This window comes from Pseudomonas sp. FP2196, from assembly GCF_030687715.1.
Taxonomy (GTDB): Bacteria; Pseudomonadota; Gammaproteobacteria; order Pseudomonadales; family Pseudomonadaceae; genus Aquipseudomonas.
Genome location: NZ_CP117445.1, coordinates 1194503 through 1211609 on the forward strand (window position 1 = coordinate 1194503; position 17107 = coordinate 1211609).

The 17107-nt window shown below is 58.1% G+C and carries 15 protein-coding genes; 7 read left to right on the forward strand and 8 right to left on the reverse strand.

What is annotated here, in order from left to right; translation table 11 throughout:
- Positions 1-154: 154 nt before the first annotated feature.
- Both PSH79_RS05295 and PSH79_RS05300 read right to left on the reverse strand, forming a co-directional pair.
- On the reverse strand, positions 155-1135 hold the full coding sequence (locus PSH79_RS05295; protein WP_305441579.1) for a TIGR02285 family protein: 981 nt from the start codon (positions 1133-1135) through the stop codon (positions 155-157).
- On the reverse strand, positions 1062-2261 hold the full coding sequence (locus tag PSH79_RS05300; protein WP_305441580.1) for a CaiB/BaiF CoA-transferase family protein: 1200 nt from the start codon (positions 2259-2261) through the stop codon (positions 1062-1064). The genes PSH79_RS05295 and PSH79_RS05300 overlap by 74 nt, the downstream gene beginning before the upstream one ends.
- 146 nt (positions 2262-2407) lie before the next feature.
- Here PSH79_RS05300 and PSH79_RS05305 point away from each other — a divergent pair, with 146 nt between their 5' ends.
- The 4 genes from PSH79_RS05305 (at position 2408) to PSH79_RS05320 (ending at position 7413) form a co-directional block, all read left to right on the forward strand.
- Positions 2408-2950: a YaeQ family protein gene (locus PSH79_RS05305; protein ID WP_305441581.1), complete on the forward strand. Its 543-nt coding sequence runs from the start codon at positions 2408-2410 to the stop codon at positions 2948-2950.
- Positions 2951-3005: 55 nt separating this feature from the next.
- Positions 3006-4715 (forward strand): single-stranded-DNA-specific exonuclease RecJ, encoded by a 1710-nt coding sequence (gene recJ / locus PSH79_RS05310; protein WP_305441582.1) that lies wholly within the window; start codon positions 3006-3008, stop codon positions 4713-4715.
- A 256-nt stretch (positions 4716-4971) separates the two neighbouring features.
- Positions 4972-6078, forward strand: a complete 1107-nt coding sequence (locus PSH79_RS05315) for an NADH:flavin oxidoreductase/NADH oxidase (RefSeq protein ID WP_305441583.1) — start codon at positions 4972-4974, stop codon at positions 6076-6078.
- Between the two features lie 112 nt (positions 6079-6190).
- A protein-coding gene (locus tag PSH79_RS05320) for an IS3 family transposase (RefSeq protein WP_370872607.1) occupies positions 6191-7413 on the forward strand; the annotation gives its coding sequence in 2 pieces (ribosomal slippage) (positions 6191-6542 and positions 6542-7413; 1224 coding nt in all).
- A gap of 178 nt (positions 7414-7591) precedes the next feature.
- Here PSH79_RS05320 and PSH79_RS05325 read toward each other — a convergent pair.
- A complete protein-coding gene (locus PSH79_RS05325) occupies positions 7592-9220 on the reverse strand; it encodes a glucan biosynthesis protein D (RefSeq protein WP_305441584.1) in 1629 nt (542 codons plus the stop codon).
- Between the two features lie 403 nt (positions 9221-9623).
- On the opposite strand from PSH79_RS05325, the gene PSH79_RS05330 reads away from it, so the two are divergent.
- Entirely contained in the window at positions 9624-9809 is a 186-nt protein-coding gene (locus PSH79_RS05330) for a hypothetical protein (protein WP_102357616.1), read from the forward strand.
- 48 nt (positions 9810-9857) lie between these two features.
- Here PSH79_RS05330 and PSH79_RS05335 read toward each other — a convergent pair whose 3' ends face one another.
- Positions 9858-10370 carry a Bro-N domain-containing protein gene (locus tag PSH79_RS05335; RefSeq protein ID WP_305441585.1) on the reverse strand — a complete coding sequence of 171 codons (513 nt, stop codon included), beginning with the start codon at positions 10368-10370 and terminating at the stop codon, positions 9858-9860.
- Positions 10371-10970: 600 nt separating this feature from the next.
- Between PSH79_RS05335 and PSH79_RS05340 the strand changes: the two genes are divergently transcribed.
- On the forward strand, positions 10971-11405 hold the full coding sequence (locus PSH79_RS05340) for a hypothetical protein (protein ID WP_305441586.1): 435 nt from the start codon (positions 10971-10973) through the stop codon (positions 11403-11405).
- Complete coding sequence (locus PSH79_RS05345) at positions 11405-12001, forward strand: hypothetical protein (protein ID WP_305441587.1); 597 nt, start codon at positions 11405-11407, stop codon at positions 11999-12001. The genes PSH79_RS05340 and PSH79_RS05345 overlap by 1 nt, the downstream gene beginning before the upstream one ends.
- A gap of 94 nt (positions 12002-12095) precedes the next feature.
- On the opposite strand, the gene PSH79_RS05350 is transcribed toward PSH79_RS05345, so the two are convergent.
- From PSH79_RS05350 to PSH79_RS05365, 4 genes are all read right to left on the reverse strand, one after another.
- Positions 12096-13580: an APC family permease gene (locus PSH79_RS05350; protein ID WP_305441588.1), complete on the reverse strand. Its 1485-nt coding sequence runs from the start codon at positions 13578-13580 to the stop codon at positions 12096-12098.
- A 219-nt stretch (positions 13581-13799) separates the two neighbouring features.
- Positions 13800-15224, reverse strand: coding sequence for a gamma-aminobutyraldehyde dehydrogenase (locus PSH79_RS05355; RefSeq protein WP_305441589.1), 1425 nt, complete (start codon positions 15222-15224; stop codon positions 13800-13802).
- A 148-nt stretch (positions 15225-15372) separates the two neighbouring features.
- Positions 15373-16182, reverse strand: coding sequence for an ABC transporter permease (locus PSH79_RS05360; protein ID WP_305441590.1), 810 nt, complete (start codon positions 16180-16182; stop codon positions 15373-15375).
- On the reverse strand, positions 16172-17107 hold the full coding sequence (locus PSH79_RS05365; RefSeq protein ID WP_305441591.1) for an ABC transporter permease: 936 nt from the start codon (positions 17105-17107) through the stop codon (positions 16172-16174). Before PSH79_RS05365 ends, PSH79_RS05360 begins: the two co-directional genes overlap by 11 nt.

Here is a 17107-nt window from a genome sequence, read left to right on the forward strand (position 1 = left end):
CCTTCCTGCATCCCCGTCAGTCAGACCCCGTAACAGCAGGATCAAGTATTGTGCTCCGGTGCTTGTCGCTTGCTGCTACTGGTCTTTTTTACAGGCCACGTTTAACCCCGAGTCGTCTCCCCACTTCTCGGGGTTTCTTTTGTCTGAAATTTGCTCACTGAGCCGCCTGCTGTTCGAAGAACATCCGGGCCTGTTCGAGGTAAGCTTCACGCCTGTCGGGATCGAGCCAGTCGGCATAGCGCTGGTTCAACTGATCGTGGGGCAGGGTACGCAGTAGTTGGTTGATCTCGGTGATCGCCTGGCGACCTTGTGGTGTGTCGGAACATCCGATGTAACCCGATAGGTATTTAACGTTGCCCCGAATCGGATAAAACAGCAGCTCATCTTCGGCAATTTGTGCCAGCTGAGCCTGGTAGCGGATTTCCGGCCAATAACCCAGAACTACCTGTAACCGTCCGAGACGCTGCATCATCAGCAGGCTGTTTAGGGCGTCGTTGCCGTAATGCGGTGTGAGTGCGTCTTTTGGTGCCTGGCGCAGCAGGTTGTCGACGAGCTCACCGTAACTGCGCTCCGCGACGACGCCGATCTTTTCCTTGCCATCGGCTAAAAGCGCCGCCAGATCGACTTCACCGTCCACCAGAAACCGCGCCAATACGCCGCGATCTTTCTGACGCACCACCAGCCCGTTGCTGACAGCGCGAAACGCAGGAATGGAAAAGGCGATCGATTGCGCGCGCTCTTTGCTCCAGATTAACGAGGGGTCGCAGGTGAATGAGGCTTCGTGAAGCATCTGCATGCCGCGGGCGCGATTGACCCGTATCAGCGTATGTTCGTATTGCGGCATGCCGGCGATCAGCATCGGCATCAGGTGATCGATGACGCCCAGGCCCTTTTTCGGACCTTCGAAAATCGTCAGCGGTGGCAAGTCGCGCAGTAACCAGATCAGCGTCGGTTTCGCCTGCGCCCAAGCCGGCAAACCCAGCAGAAACAGCAAGCCGAACAGGCGCCACGTCCACCAGTGATGGGCGCGGTTGGCGGCTGATGTCTGTCGGTTTTTCAGTTCAAATGGCTCCGTCTTCGCGCAGTCGGGTGATCTGCTGCTCGTCGTAGCCAAGATCGTGGAGTACCTGCGCATTGTGTTCACCGAGCTGCGGCCCGACCCATTCGGACGAGCCCGGTGTCTCAGAGAGTTTCGGCACGATGCCCGGCATCTTGAAGGACTTGCCGTCCGGCAGCTTGGCGTGCAGGAACATTTCCCGGGCAAGGTATTGCGGATCGGTCAGCATGTCCTCGGCGCTGAAGATCCGACTGACCGGCACCTCGGCCTGATTAAGCCGCTCGAGGACGGTTTGTAGCGGCAGCGAATTGACCCAGCGATCAATTACGCCATACAACTCGTCACGGCGGCTGTCGCGCCCATCGTTGCTGGCCAGCGTCGGATCGTTGGCCAGATCGTCGCGGCCCATCACCTGCATGAAACGTTTGAAAATCGCATCGCCATTCGCGCCGATCTGCACATGCTTGCCGTCGGCGCTGGTGTGGATCGAGGAGGGCGTGATGCCGGGCATGATGTTGCCGGTGCGCTCGCGGATAAAACCGAACACGTCGAACTCCGGCACCATGCTTTCCATCATGGCGAAGATCGCTTCATACAACGCCACATCGACCACTTGGCCCAAGCCGCCGTTGACCTCGCGATGACGCAGCGCCATCAACGCGCCGATCACGCCCCACAGCGCGGCAATCGAATCACCGATGGAAATCCCGGTGCGCACCGGTGGCCGATCCTCGAAGCCGGTGATGTAACGCAGGCCGCCCATGGATTCGCCGACCGCACCGAAACCGGGTTGATCCTTCATCGGCCCGGTCTGACCGAAGCCAGAGAGGCGTACCATCACCAGTTTCGGGTTCAGCGCATGTAAGGTTTCCCAGCTCAGACCGAGTTTCTCCAGGACGCCGGGTCGGAAGTTCTCGATCAGAATATCGGCTTCAGCGAGCAATTTTTTCAGGATTGCCAAACCCTCGGGGTGTTTGAGGTTCAGCGTCAGCGATTTCTTGTTGCGCGCCTGAACGAACCACCACAGCGAAGTGCCTTCGTACAACTTACGCCACTTGCGCAGGGGATCACCGCCGTCCGGCGATTCGATCTTGATCACTTCGGCGCCGAACTCGCCGCAAATACGCGAGGCAAACGGCCCGGCAATCAACGTACCCAATTCAATGACTTTCACACCGCTGAGCGGCTTGTTGGCGAACGGCATACTGAATCCTGTAGGACAAGGTTGTGCGGATACAGCGTTTTAACATAGCCGGCTGTCAGGCGCGCAAAGTTGATCGCCATCAATTCGATGATTGCCTACAGCATCGGTTAGACTTGCCGACTTTCCTCGTATCAAGAAGCCCGTTCATGGCCCAGCCGTCCACTACCTATAAATTCGAACTGAACCTCACCGACCTCGACCGCAGCGTCTACGAGAGCGTCAAGCAGACCATCGCCCGTCACCCTTCGGAGACCGAAGAGCGCATGACCGTGCGGCTGCTGGCCTACGCCCTCTGGTACAACGAGCAGTTGTCGTTTGGCCGTGGTCTGTCGGACGTGGATGAGCCGGCGATGTGGGAAAAAAGCCTGGATGACCGTGTCCTGCACTGGATCGAAGTCGGCCAGCCAGACGCCGATCGTCTGACCTGGTGCTCACGCCGCACCGAACGCACCAGCCTGTTGGCCTACGGCAGTCTGCGCGTCTGGGAAACCAAGGTCATCCCGGCGATCAAGAACCTGAAAAACGTCAACATCGCTGCGGTCCCGCAAGAAGTGTTGGAAACCCTGGCCAAGGACATGCCTCGCGTCATCAAGTGGGACGTGATGATCAGCGAAGGGACGATCTTCGTCACCGACGACCGTGGTCAGCACGAAGTCCAGTTGCAATGGCTGCAAGGTGAGCGCGGCTGATCCTGCGCTTTCACCGGATTAATCCCACGTATTCAAGAGAAGCCTCCGTCACCCCATGCGTATCGAACCTCGCCAACTGCCTGCCACTCTGCCATTTCTCGGTGATCTGCCACCCCTGCTGACCCGTTTGTACGCTGCGCGGGGCGTGCAATCCGAGGCGGAGCTGGACAAGAGCCTGGCTCGGTTGATCCCGTTCCAGCAACTCAAAGGTATTGATGCGGCAGTAGACCTGCTGGTAACGGCTCTGGAGCAACGTCAGCGCATCCTCATCGTCGGTGACTTTGATGCGGACGGCGCCACCGCCAGCACGGTCGGCATGCTCGGTCTGCGCCTGCTGGGTGCGGCGCACGTCGATTACCTGGTACCGAACCGCTTTGAATACGGCTACGGCCTGACCCCGGAAATCGTCGAAGTCGCCATGACCCGCGAGCCGCAGCTGCTGATCACCGTCGACAACGGCATCTCCAGCGTCGAAGGCGTTGCCGCCGCGAAGCGTCATGGGCTCAAAGTACTGATCACCGATCACCACTTGCCGGGCGACAAACTGCCGGCGGCCGATGCGCTGGTCAATCCGAACCAACCGGGCTGCGAGTTTCCGAGCAAGGCGCTGGCCGGGGTCGGGGTGATTTTCTATGTATTGATGGCTTTGCGTGCGCGCCTGCGCAGCCTCGGCTGGTACGAGAACAGCCCACAGCCGAACATCGGCGAACTGCTCGATCTGGTAGCGCTGGGCAGCGTGGCCGACGTGGTGCCATTGGACGCCAACAATCGCATTCTGGTGCACCAAGGTCTTGAGCGGATTCGTGCCGGGCGCGCGCGGCCGGGGATCAAGGCGATTCTTGAAGTGGCAAAGCGTGACGCGGCGCGGATAACCTCCACGGATCTCGGCTTTATCGTCGGCCCGCGGCTGAATGCCGCCGGACGTCTGGATGATATGAGCCTGGGCATCGAGTGCTTGCTCACTGCCGACGCCAATATGGCTCAGGAAATGGCCGCGCAACTGGACGGCATGAACCAGGATCGCAAATCCATCGAGCAGGGCATGCAGCGTGAAGCGCTGGCCCAGCTCAAGGATTTGCCCGTCGAGTCGATGCCATACGGTTTGTGCCTGTTCGATCCGCAGTGGCACCAAGGCGTCATCGGCATCCTCGCCTCGCGCATGAAAGAGCGTTATTTCCGTCCGACCATTGCCTTCGCCGATGCCGGTGATGGCCTGCTAAAAGGCTCGGGGCGTTCGGTGCAGGGCTTTCATATTCGCGATGCACTGAGCGTGGTCGCGGCGCAGCATCCGAACCTGATTGCCAAGTACGGCGGCCACGCAATGGCGGCAGGCCTGACCTTGCCGCAAGAGAATTTTCCGCTGTTCGCCGAGGCATTTGACGCTGAAGTGCGTAGGCAACTTCGCGAAGAAGACCTCACCGGGCGCTTGCTCTCGGATGGCACGCTGGCGGTTGAGGAATTCCACCTCGAACTGGCCCGCGCCCTGCGCCACGCCGGACCGTGGGGGCAACACTTCCCGGAGCCTCTGTTTCACGGCGTGTTCCAGTTGGTCGAGCAGCGCGTGGTGGGGGAGCGGCATTTGAAAGTGGTGCTGAAAAGCGAATGTGGTTCGGTGAAGCTGGACGGCATCGCTTTCGGTATCGACCGTGATATCTGGCCAAATCCGACCATCAAGTGGGTTGAATTGGCCTACAAACTCGACGTCAACGAGTTTCGCGGTAACGAGACCGTGCAATTGATGATTGCCCACATCGAACCGCGCTGAAGATCAAAAGATCGCAGCCTGCGGCAGCTCCTACATTGGAATGCGATTCTTCTGTAGGAGCTGCCGCGGGCTGCGATCTTTTCAGGAACCCCCCGAGATGCCCCGTTGTCGACTAGGCTCTAAGCACTGCTTGATTGGCCTTGTGACGTCTTGTCGAATTTTTTGCCCGCGGGGGCGGGTGCTGCACCTTTTCCTGTCACTCGTCGACTTTTCAAACAGAACCCTGGAGCCTGCCCACTGATTTGAGAGGTGCCCCATGAGTCTGCTGCTTGAACCCTTTACCCTGCGCCAACTGACCCTGCCCAATCGCATCGCCGTTTCGCCCATGTGCCAGTACTCCAGCGTCGATGGCCTGGCCAATGACTGGCATCTGGTGCACCTCGGCAGCCGCGCGGTGGGCGGCGCCGGACTGGTTTTCACCGAAGCCACCGCGGTGACGGCCGACGGGCGAATCACCGCCGAAGACCTTGGTTTGTGGAACGACGAACAGATCGAACCGCTGCAACGCATCACCCGTTTCATCACCGCCAATGGCGCGGTGGCCGGCATTCAACTGGCCCACGCGGGGCGCAAGGCCAGCACCCATCGGCCATGGATCGGCAAGCATGGCAGCGTCAAACCGGACGATGGCGGCTGGACCCCGGTCGGCCCTTCCCCGATTGCTTTCGACCCGCAACACACACAACCCAAACAGCTCGATGAAGGGCAGATCGCCGACGTCATTCAAGCGTTTGTCGATGCTGCAAAACGCGCGCTGACAGCGGGTTTTAGTGTGGTTGAGGTGCATGCGGCCCACGGTTATCTGCTGCATCAGTTTCTCTCGCCGCTGAGTAATCAACGACGTGATCAGTACGGCGGTTCCTTTGAAAACCGCATTCGGCTGGTGCTGCAAGTCACCGAAGCCGTCCGCGCGGTCTGGCCGGAAGAGTTACCGGTGTTCGTCCGCGTGTCGGCCACCGACTGGGTCGAGGACGGCTGGAACCCGGATGAAACCGTGGAGCTGGCGCGACGCCTGCACACACTCGGTGCGGATCTGATCGACGTTTCCTCGGGCGGTACAGCGGCCAACGCGGAGATTCCCGTTGGGCCGGGTTATCAGACACGCTTCGCTGAACGTGTACGCAAGGAGTCAGGCATCGCCACCGGCACAGTGGGAATGATTACCGAGCCGGCACAAGCCGAGCACATCCTGCGCACTTGTCAGGCCGACATCATCTTCCTCGCCCGTGAACTGCTGCGTGATCCGTACTGGCCATTGCACGCCGACGATGATCTGGGCGGACGCAAAGCGGTGTGGCCGGCGCAGTACCAGCGCGCGACCCATCGTGATCAGCCGATTCATGAGTCTGATCTTCGCGATTGAGTGACCGCTGAAAAGCAAAAAGCCCCAACCAGTGATGGTCGGGGCTTTTTTCTGGTGGGTGTCCCGTCCTGAATAAGGTTTACACCTTCTGACTTCTTTTCAGGAAGGTGCAATGGATACGGGCACGAAGCGCAGTCAGCGTGATTACACACTGGCTTTTAAATTATCGGTTGTCGACCAGGTCGAAAAAGGCGAGTTGAGTTATAAAGAGGCTCAGCGGCGCTATGGGATTCAGGGTCGGTCGACGGTGCTGGTTTGGTTACGCAAACATGGTCGCCAGGACTGGAGCCAAGGCGCCTCCATTCGTTCCCAGAGGATCAGATCTATGGACGAGCCAACCTTGCCACTGACTCCCGAGCAAAGAATCAAAGAACTCGAGGAACAACTGGCGCTGGCAACTCAGAAAGCCCAATTCTTTGAAGCCGTGGTCGATGTTCTGAAAAATGACTACGGCGTATCTGTCGTAAAAAAGCGACCCGGCAAGTCGTTGCGCAAACCCAAACCCTGAGTGTCAGCAGGGCTTGCCAATTTATGGGAATAAGCCGTCAGGCCTATTACAAACGCAACCGGGTCTACAGGGCTCGGGCCGACCAGGATCAGCAGCTCATAACGTTTGTAGAGAAGGTCCGTGCTCGCCAACCGTGCATCGGCACTCGCAAGCTGCATTCGATGATGCATGAGCAGCGTGAGCAACAGGAGCTCCATGTTGGCCGGGATCGTTTGTTCGCGGTTTTGCGGGAAAGCCGCCAGTTGGTCCGCAGAAAACGGGCGTATCACAAGACGACCGACAGCCATCATCGCTTCCGCCGACACCCCAATCTGCTGAAACCAAGCCCGGAACAAATAGTCGCTACCGGCCCAGAACAGGTCTGGGTGGCCGATATTACTTACCTGCCTACCCGTGATGGCGTTGCCTATTTGAGTTTAGTGACGGATGTCTTTTCGAGAAAAATAGTCGGCTATCACGTGCATGAAAGTCTGCACACCAACTCCGTGGTGCAAGCCTTTCGAATGGCTTTGAAGCGACGTCGAAGCGTTCAGAAACTGGTCCATCACTCGGATCGAGGCGCGCAGTACTGCTCGGCCCTTTATCAAGAAATGCACGCAAAGCATGGCATCACTTGCTCGATGACCGAGGGCTACGACTGCTACCAAAACGCCTTGGCAGAGCGGGTCAACGGCATCTTGAAAACAGAGTTCTTGATCCACCGACCTGCGGATTTTGCGCAGGCCACACAGATGGTGCGAGAGGCCGTCACGATCTACAACCAGGAGCGGCCGCACCTCTCTTTAAAATACAAAACGCCCGATGCGGTGCATCGGGCGTTAGGGTGAAACAGGTGTAAACCTATTTCAGGACTAGACAGGGTATTTGCGCTGCCTAGGCGGACGCTATCGCGAGCAGGCTCACTCCTACAGGTTTATTTGCCGTTCACAAAATCAGTGTTCGACGCAGATCAACTGTAGGAGCGAGCCTGCTCGCGATGGGGGCTAATCAGACGCTAGAGAACCCTCAAGGATACTTACGCTTGTCCGGCGCCGGCGGGAAGTACTGGTACAACCAGGTTTCGCTCAACGTGCGGTCATTGGTGCGGATGAACAACCGCAGCTCCACCGGCTCTACGCTGTCGTTGGTCGGATACCAGTCGAACAGGATCCGGTAACCCTTGATGTCATCCAGCACCAGCACGCTGAAGTCTTGCACCTTGCCGTTCGAACAAGTCACCACCGGTTCGATCCCGGTGCCCTGCGGCAGGCGATCCAGACCGCCACCGGTGAAGTCCACGGCAAAACGGCGTGCCCACACCGGCGGGTAATGCTCGCCCGGTGCCCAGCCTTCGGTGAAGCCGCCCATGCCGGAGCGCGTGGCATGCACCCGCGCCAGCGGCGTACCCACCGGCGGCAGGGCGCTCCAGTACAGCTTGTAGCCGTAGTTCAGCGAATCGCCGGCAGCCACTGGCTTTTTCGGTGTCCAGAACGCCACGATGTTATCGAGGGTTTCACCGGTTGTAGGAATTTCCAGCAGATCGATAGAGCCTTCGCCCCACGCGGTTGTAGGTTCTACCCACAGGCTTGGACGTTTGCTGTACCAGTCGACAGTGTCCTGATAGTTGGCGAATTCATGATCGGTCTGCACCAGACCGAAGCCCTTCGGATCGGTGTCGGCAAACGCGTTGAATTGCAGGGTGGCGGGGTTGTTCAGCGGACGGCAGATCCATTCGCCGTTGCCGCGCCACATCGCCAGACGATCCGAGTCGTGGATCTGCGGGTGAATGGTGTCGCACATGCGGCGCTCGTGGGTACCGCAGCTGAACATGCTGGTCATCGGCGAGATACCCAGTTGCTCAATGGCCGTACGCGCGTTGATGTGTGCGTCGACTTCCATCACCACGCGCTCGGCCTGGCAATCGATATCGAAGCGATACGCGCCAGTGGCACTCGGTGAATCGAGCAGGGCATACACCACAAAACGCGTGGCGTTCTTGTCCGGCGTCTCGAACCAGAACTTGGTGAAGTCAGGGAATTCTTCGCGTTTCTTCGCGTAAGTGTCGATCGCCAGACCGCGCGCTGAGAGGCCATATTGGCCAGTCGCGTCTACCGCACGGAAATAGCTGGCGCCGAGGAACGACAACACGTCGTGACGATCCAGTTCCGGTGCCTTGAACAACTTGAACCCGGCAAAACCCAAATCGCCCTTGAGCTGCGGGGTGTCGACCGAAGTGTTTTCATAGTTGAACAGCGCCGGGCGGAAATGCACCTCGCGGGCGGTGCGGGTCTTGGCGTCGACGCTGTACATGCGCACCGGCTGGCGGAAGCCCATACCAACGTGGAAGAACTGCACGTCCAGTTGACCCTTGTTCTCCTTCCACAACGAATGTTCGCCGTCGTAGCGGATCGCGTTGAAATTTTGCGGGGTCATGGTCGCCAGCGTCGGCGGCAACACCTGTTTAGTGTCCTTATACGCGCTGCCAGCCAGTTGCTTGGCCTGACGCTTCAGCGCTTCGAAATCGAAGGCCTGAGCCTCGCCATCGGCGGCGCCGCCATTGGCAGCCCAGGCGCGGCTGGCCAGCAGGCCGGTAGCCGAAAGACCGGTGTAAGCCGCAATGGCCATGGACGCTTTGAGCAAATTCCTGCGGTGCATAAATACAACCTGTCGTGTGCAATCCCGCGCCCTTCCTGGCACGTGCTGGATCAGAAATAACGGTTCGGACATGCCTTGGCCAAACGCAACGGACTATAAACAGATGCCGGCTAGCTTAAACCGTTCGATTGTCGTGCAGAAATGATTGATTACAAGGCTCAGTGTGGCAATGAAACAAGACATGTCAGTATTTTTTCCGACAGTGCTTTCTGATTTACACGGCATATCTGCTTTTTTCGACTAATTACTCTAAATACCCCTTTTCAGCGCCGATTAAATTTCTATTCTATGGACATGACCGGTCGCGAGCCTTCAGACCGGCAGGGCACACGACGCTGCTGAAAGGGGCAGGGCGATGTGGTGGTTAAGCAGTTCTTTGACGTATTAGAGAAGGACATCGTCCATGGCAAAAATACAAGGCATCACCGACATGTTGGGCATCTTTCCCTGCCTCGGCAGCGGGCGCAGAAGGCGCCGGTTGAGCTCCGACGAGCTGAAACTGGTGGAGCGTTATCGTGAGCTTTCGGAGAGTGACCGGATAGCCATGCGGTATCTGGTGGATGCGATGAGGAGTGTTTCGCGGTTTTGAGTTGAACTGACGGAGGGGCGGACTGAGAAGTCCGCCCTTTTTATTGGCTCAGTTACAGCTTCCCAGCACCGGATACGGCCGCTGGCCGTGCATCAACTCCGGTACATCACGCCACTTCACCCACGCCTGCTGTTGCCAGTGCAGCAGCGGTACGGTGACGCCAGCCCAGTTCACCGAACTCAGGCTCGGGCAGTTCTCCACAGATATCGCGCCGGTTTCGCGCAACATCGGAATCACTTCATGGCTCAGCCATTGGCGCAGATTGCGGTTTTCCGGGACGAAGTGATGGACGAGCAGGGCGTACAGGCCGGACTCGCTGACCATCGCGCAATCGACGATTTCGCCGTCCTTGCGCATGAGGACATTTCGACGCTGGTCGGGATCGAGTTTCAGGGTGAGGCGTTCGTTCAGCGGATAGCCCATCAGGCGACCGAGATCCTGGACGCAGAACCAGGCTTCGTGGTCTTGCATGAAGGCGTGGAGGAAACGGTTGTGGCGGGTGAAGGCGGTGGGGGTGAAGAAAGCGGAGCTTTCAGAAGGAGTTTTTACGTGGTCAGGCATTTTTCGACTCCAATATTGAGAATAGAGCCGCCACTCAAATGAGTGCGGTCACGCCGTGTTGATATTTATTCCGGCTCCGACACCGGGCTGCTGATTTCGCTGCCGAGAGAAAGCCTATCGGCTAGCCACCCAAGACGCCAAGTCGGCTCTGTCGACACCTGCTGTAGGAAAACGGGCTTGTCTCTGAAGGCGGCGCCTGTAGGAAATGCCTGATTTTGCGGTGCCAACAGCAACCGACCGCCTAAGCCGTAGTTTTTCCCTTATCTATTCGGATCCACGGAATGAACTGCAGGTTTCTTCGTGTTGATCGAGTTTTCGGTTTCCAATTTCCGCTTGTTCAGGAGCTGGCAAAATGTTTTCAAGGAGGCACACCCGAAAAGTGACCGATGAGTTATGCAATCAATTGCATCAAACAAAGGCGAGCGAAATTGCGTTCAAAAACAGCGTCAGAAAGCGCATTCGAAAAAAAATAGGTGCTTCCAAGGCTGCAGATCATCTGACAACTCGTCGGTGTGGGTGACGTAGTGAATTTCAGAGACTATATTGTCGATTAATTAATCAACATTTGAGCGCCGAACCGTAGCTCGAATCGAGGAAGAAATGCTCAAAGATCTCGACAAAGAGACTCCTGAAGGGTCTGAAGATCAAGGCCGTGGGCTGGTCGTTGTGACCGGTTCAGAGGGCCGTCCTCATGTCGAATATGTTCACAAGATGATTGGGCCAGTCTCCGTGGCAGGGATTTCATCAGGTGCGATTCTCCATTCGCAGCTTGGTCCATCTTTAGATCATGCGATCGCCCAAATTTCAGCAACGGCTACCCTCACTGCTGCTGCGGAGGCGATTTTTTGTCAGATAAATTCTGATGCCAAGCAGAGCGCAACCGCTTGGGTGATCGCTTCTTCGCATAGTGGCCCGCTTCCAATTGCTTCTGAAGGCTCGCAGCGTATTAGGCGATCTGCTAGTGAAATGCTGAAAGACCCTAAAAAAGTCCGTGCATTCTTTGCTCGTGTAAATGGAGAAGCTACGGCGAACTGATGTATAGCATTTCCCCGTCCTTTGTACTTGGTTTCCATGGATGCGAGCGAGAAGTTGGCGAGCGCGTGCTGGCTGGTGAACAATCTCTCTATGACAGCACCAACGACTATGACTGGCTCGGTGGAGGCGTCTACTTTTGGGAAAATAATCCTCAAAGGGCGCTTAGCTTCGCGACCAACGCTCAGAAAAGGGAAAAGATCAAACAGCCTTTTGTGTTGGGAGCTGTTATTGATTTGGGCCGATGTTTGGATTTCACGACGCAGAGTGCGTTACTCGAAATTCGGGAGAGTTACGTAGGCCTTGAAAATGCCTCCAAGCAAGAAGGCGGACAACCTCTCAAGGTAAATACCCCTTATTTACGACGTCTTGACTGCCAAGTCATCGAAGCACTGCATGTGTTTCGTGAGATGGCGGGGATGGAGCCTTATGACTCCGTACGCTCTCCGTTTTGGGAAGGGCAGCCTTTATATGCTGGGACGGATTTCATGCACGAAACTCATATTCAGCTCGCTATCAGGTCAATCCAGAGTGTGAAGGGATGGTTTCGAGTACTGGATGTAAAAGGCAAACCTGTAGATTTTGTGCAAACAGAGTAGGTATTGAGTTCAGCTTGTCCAGACCACTGAGTTCTAATTGAGTAGCCCTGCACACATTAATGCGAGCAGGGCAACTGATCGCGTTTTACGAGCGTTAGCGACCCACCTTCCAAGCATCCCCAGCCGGCGCCTTGCCATGGTCATACGGTTTGCCCACCCATATATAAACCAAGCCCAAACCAATCACGATCGCGGTGCTCAGCACCATCGCATAGTTCACATACCAAGCCGCATCCGGCGTGCGTGGCCAGGCCATGTTGATGATCGCGCCAACGCCATACACCAGCGCGCCGATGTTCACCGGCCAGCCCCATGCGCCGAGGGTGAATTTGCCGCTCGGTTTCCAGCCTTTGCTGCGGGCGTACAGCGCGGCCAGCACGATCATCTGGAACGCGAGGTAGATGCCGATCGCCGCGAAACTGACGATGGTCGCCACGGCGTCTTGCAGGAAAAATCCCAGGGCGATGATCAGGGCCGGCAGGACGCCGGAGACGAACAGCGCAGCAACCGGCACCTGGGTCGTCGGAGAAATCTTTTTCAGCAGTAGGCTGCCGATGACCATTTCATCGCGAGCGTAGGAGTACAGCAGACGGCTCGCTGCGGCCTGTAGGCTGATGACGCAGGAGATGAAGGAAATCATCACCACGCCCATCACCACTTTCGAGCCGACCGGGCCGAAGGCGTTGTTGAGGATGGTGGTGACCGGGTCTTTGTCGGTGCCGTTGATCACGGCTTGCATGTCCGGCACGGCGAGGATCAGCGCCAGGCAGGCGAACATTGCTGCGATGCCGCCGATGTAGATGGTCATGCGCATGGCCACCGGGATTTTTGCGCTCGGGTTCGGGGTTTCTTCAGCGACGTCGCCGCAGGCTTCGAAGCCGTAGTAGAGGAACATCCCCGCCAGCGAGGCGGTGAGGAACGCCGGCAGGTATGAGCCATCGACGCTGATGTCGAACGTGTTGAACAGCACGCTGAGCGGCTGATGACGCTCGAAGATCAACAGGTAAACACCGACGATTACCGCGCCGACCAGTTCGCAAAGGAAGCCGAACATGGCGATGCGCGCCAACACTTTGGTGCCGCTGAGGTTGACCAGCGTGGCGAACAAGGTCAGCACCAGAGCGATGACGATGTTGGTGTTGTTGCTTGGCTCAAAACCGAGCATGGCGGCCAGGTACGGGCCAGCGCCGACGGCGACGGCCGCGATGGTGACGCACAGGGCGATGGAGTAGATCCAGCCGACCATCCACGCCCATTTTTTACCGACCAATCGGCGTGCCCAAGGGTAAACCCCGCCGGAAATCGGGAACTGCGAAACCACTTCGCCGAAGATCAGGCACACCAGCAACTGGCCGCAACCGATCAGCAAGTAGGCCCAGAACATCGGTGGACCGCCGGCGGCGAGGCACAGGCCGAACAGGGTATAAACCCCTACGACCGGTGACAGATAGGTGAAGCCCAGGGCGAAGTTTTCCCACAGGCTCATGCTGCGATTGAAGTTGGAGGTGTAGCCGAGTTTGCGCAGCTGTTCGGCATCGCTGTCGGCGACGGCGGCTGAGAGATCGGGTGATGCACTCATGTGTGTTTGCTCCGTGAAATCGGCAGATTTCGGATGGCCGAGGCCGTGGCGGGGCCATGCAGGCGCCGCCCGGTTCGGTGGTTATTGTTTTGGGATCCTGGTGGTGCGTGATCCGGGTTCTTCCTGACACCGGGGTGACGCCTTCGCGAGCAGGCTCGCTCCCACAATTGGAATGCAGTTCCCTGTGGGAGCGAGCCTGCTCGCGAAGCTTTTAAAGGCTTAGTGCTTGAACATCACATGCCGAACCGTGGTGTAGTCCTCCAGCCCGTACATGGACATGTCCTTGCCGTAACCGGACAACTTCTGACCGCCATGCGGCATTTCGCTGACCAGCATGAAGTGCGTGTTCACCCAGGTGCAGCCGTATTGCAACCGTGCCGACATCCGGTGCGCGCGTCCTACATCGGCAGTCCACACAGAGGACGCCAAGCCGTAGTCCGAATCGTTGGCCCATTCCAGCGCCTGCGCTTCATCGGTGAACTTGGTCACCGACACCACCGGCCCGAATACTTCGCGGCGGACGATCTCGTCGTCCTGCAGCGCGTCGGCCAACACCGTCGGCTCAAAGAAGAATCCATTGCCCTCGACTGCCTTGCCGCCAGTGATCAAGCGAATGTGCGGCTGCGCCACGGCACGTTCGACGAACGATGCGACCCGGTCACGATGCTGCGCAGTAATCAGCGGCCCCAACTCGGTCGACGGATCATCCTGCAACCCGCACTTGATGCTGCTGACCGCCGCGCCGAGCTTCTCGACGAATTGGTCGTAAATGCCTTGCTGCGCGTAAATCCGGCACGCCGCAGTGCAGTCCTGCCCGGCGTTGTAGAAACCAAAGGTGCGAATGCCTTCAACCGCCGCATCGATATCAGCATCGTCGAAGATGATCACCGGCGCCTTGCCGCCCAGTTCCATGTGCATGCGTTTGACGCTGTCGGCGGTGCTGGAAATGATGTTCGAACCGGTGGCGATGGAGCCTGTCAGCGAGACCATGCGCACTTTCGGGTGAGTCACCAACGGACTGCCCACAGTAGGCCCACGACCAAACACCAGATTGAGTACGCCGGCCGGGAAGATTTCCGACGCGAGTTCAGCCAGACGCAACGCGGTCAGCGGGGTTTGTTCCGACGGCTTGAGCACCACGGTATTACCGGCGGCCAATGCCGGGGCGATTTTCCAGGCGACCATCATCAACGGGTAGTTCCACGGTGCGATGGAGGCGATCACGCCCACCGGGTCGCGGCGGATCATTGAGGTGTGGCCGGGCAGGTATTCACCGCCGGCCGAACCGCTCATGCAACGGCTGGCGCCGGCGAAGAAACGGAACACGTCGGCAATCGCCGGGATCTCGTCGTTGAGCGCGGCGCTGTAGGGTTTGCCGCAGTTGTCGGATTCGAGTTTGGCCAGTTCTTCGCCGTGGGCTTCGATGGCATCGGCGAGTTTGAGCAGCAGCAGCGAGCGATCTTTCGGCGCGGTTTGCGACCACTCGGCGAAGGCGCAGTCGGCGGCACGCACGGCGGCATCGACCTGGGCTTCGCTGGCTTCGTTGATTTCCACCAGCACTTCGCCGAGCGCCGGGTTGAGCACCGGTTGGGCGGGGCCTTCGCCGTTGACCAATTGGCCGTTGATCAAGAGTTTGGTTTGCATGCTTTTGTCCTCTTCGAATCCGTTGTTTTTATCTGTGGAAACCGGATCCCGTGTAGGAGCTGCCGCAGGCTGCGATCTTTTGATGTTGATCTTCAAAAGCAACATCAAAAGATCGCAGCCTGCGGTAGCTCCTACAGGGGCATATCAATCATTTGCCGCCACTGCCGGCGACGCTTTCGCCACCCCGCGTCAGGTAGTACGCACCCAGGATCGGCAGCATGGTCACCATCATCACCAGCATGGCGACGACGTTGGTTACCGGCACATCCCGTGGGCGGCTGAGCTGGTTGAGCAGCCACAGCGGTAACGTGCGTTCATGGCCGGCGGTAAACGTGGTGACGATGATTTCGTCGAACGACAGTGCGAACGCGAGCATGCCGCCGGCCAACAATGCAGAGCCGAGGTTCGGCAGAATGATGTAGCGGAAGGTCTGCCAACCATCGGCGCCCAGGTCCATCGACGCCTCGATCAAGCTGTGCGAAGTGCGGCGCAGGCGGGCGATGACGTTGTTGTAAACGATCACCACACAGAAGGTCGCGTGGCCGACGATGATGGTGAACATTCCCGGTTCGATCCCCAGCGTCTTGAACGTCGCCAACAGGGCGATCCCGGTGATGATCCCCGGCAGCGCGATCGGCAGGATCAGCATCAACGAAATGCCCTGTTTGCCGAAGAAATCGCGTCGGTACAAAGCCGCCGAGGCCAGCGTGCCGAGCACCATCGCGATCAACGTGGCGATAGCTGCGATTTGCAGCGACAACTTGATCGATTCCAGAACGTCCGTTCGCGAAAACGCCACGCTGAACCAGTGCAGCGTGAAGCCCTTCGGCGGAAAGCTGAACGCGGCCTCTTCGGTGTTGAAGGCGTAAAGGAAGATGATCAGGATCGGGAAGTGCAGAAACACCAACCCGCCCCAGGCTGCGATTTTCAAGCCTATGGACGCTTTCTCAGAGTGCATCGAAGGCCCCCAGACGTTTGACGATGGACAGGTAGATGGCGATCAACACAATCGGCACCAACGTAAACGCGGCGGCCATTGGCATGTTGCCAATCGCACCCTGCTGCGCATAAACCATGCTGCCGACGAAGTAGCCGGGTGGGCCAACCAGTTGCGGCACGATGAAGTCGCCCAGGGTCAGCGAAAACGTGAAGATCGAACCAGCGGCAATCCCCGGAATCGACAGTGGCAAAATCACCTGCATAAAGGTCTGGCGCGGTTTGGCGCCGAGGTCGGCAGAAGCCTGCAACAGCGATGGCGGCAGGCGTTCCAGCGAGGCCTGAATCGGCAGGATCATGAACGGCAGCCAGATGTAGACGAACACCATGAAGCGCCCGAGATGCGAGGTCGACAAGGTGCTGCCGCCGACACCGGGAATGCCCAGAATGAACTGCAACACCGGCTCCAGCCCCAGGTGCTGAACGAACCATTGCGCCACGCCGCCCTTGGCCAGCAGCAACGTCCATGCGTAAGCCTTGACGATGTAACTGGCCCACATCGGCAGCATCACCGCAATGTAGAAAAACGCCTTGGTTTTGCCCGTGGTGTAACGCGCCATGTAGTAGGCAATCGGGAACGCCACAATGGCGCTGGCAATCGACACGACGATGGCCATGCTCAGCGTGCGCAGGATGATGTCGAAGTTCGACGGCTGGAACAGCGCGGAAAAATTCGCCAGGGTCAGGTCAGGGGTGACCGCCATGGTGAAGTCGTCGAAGGTGTAGAAACCTTGCCACAACAGCACCAGCAGCGAGCCAAGATAGATCGCGCCGAACCACAGCAGCGGCGGCACCAGCAGCATCGACAAATACAGGTTCGGCTTGCGGTAGAGCAGGTTGGAAAACCTGCGCAGTGGCGGCGATTGAGTCATCGCGAGCGTGCTCAT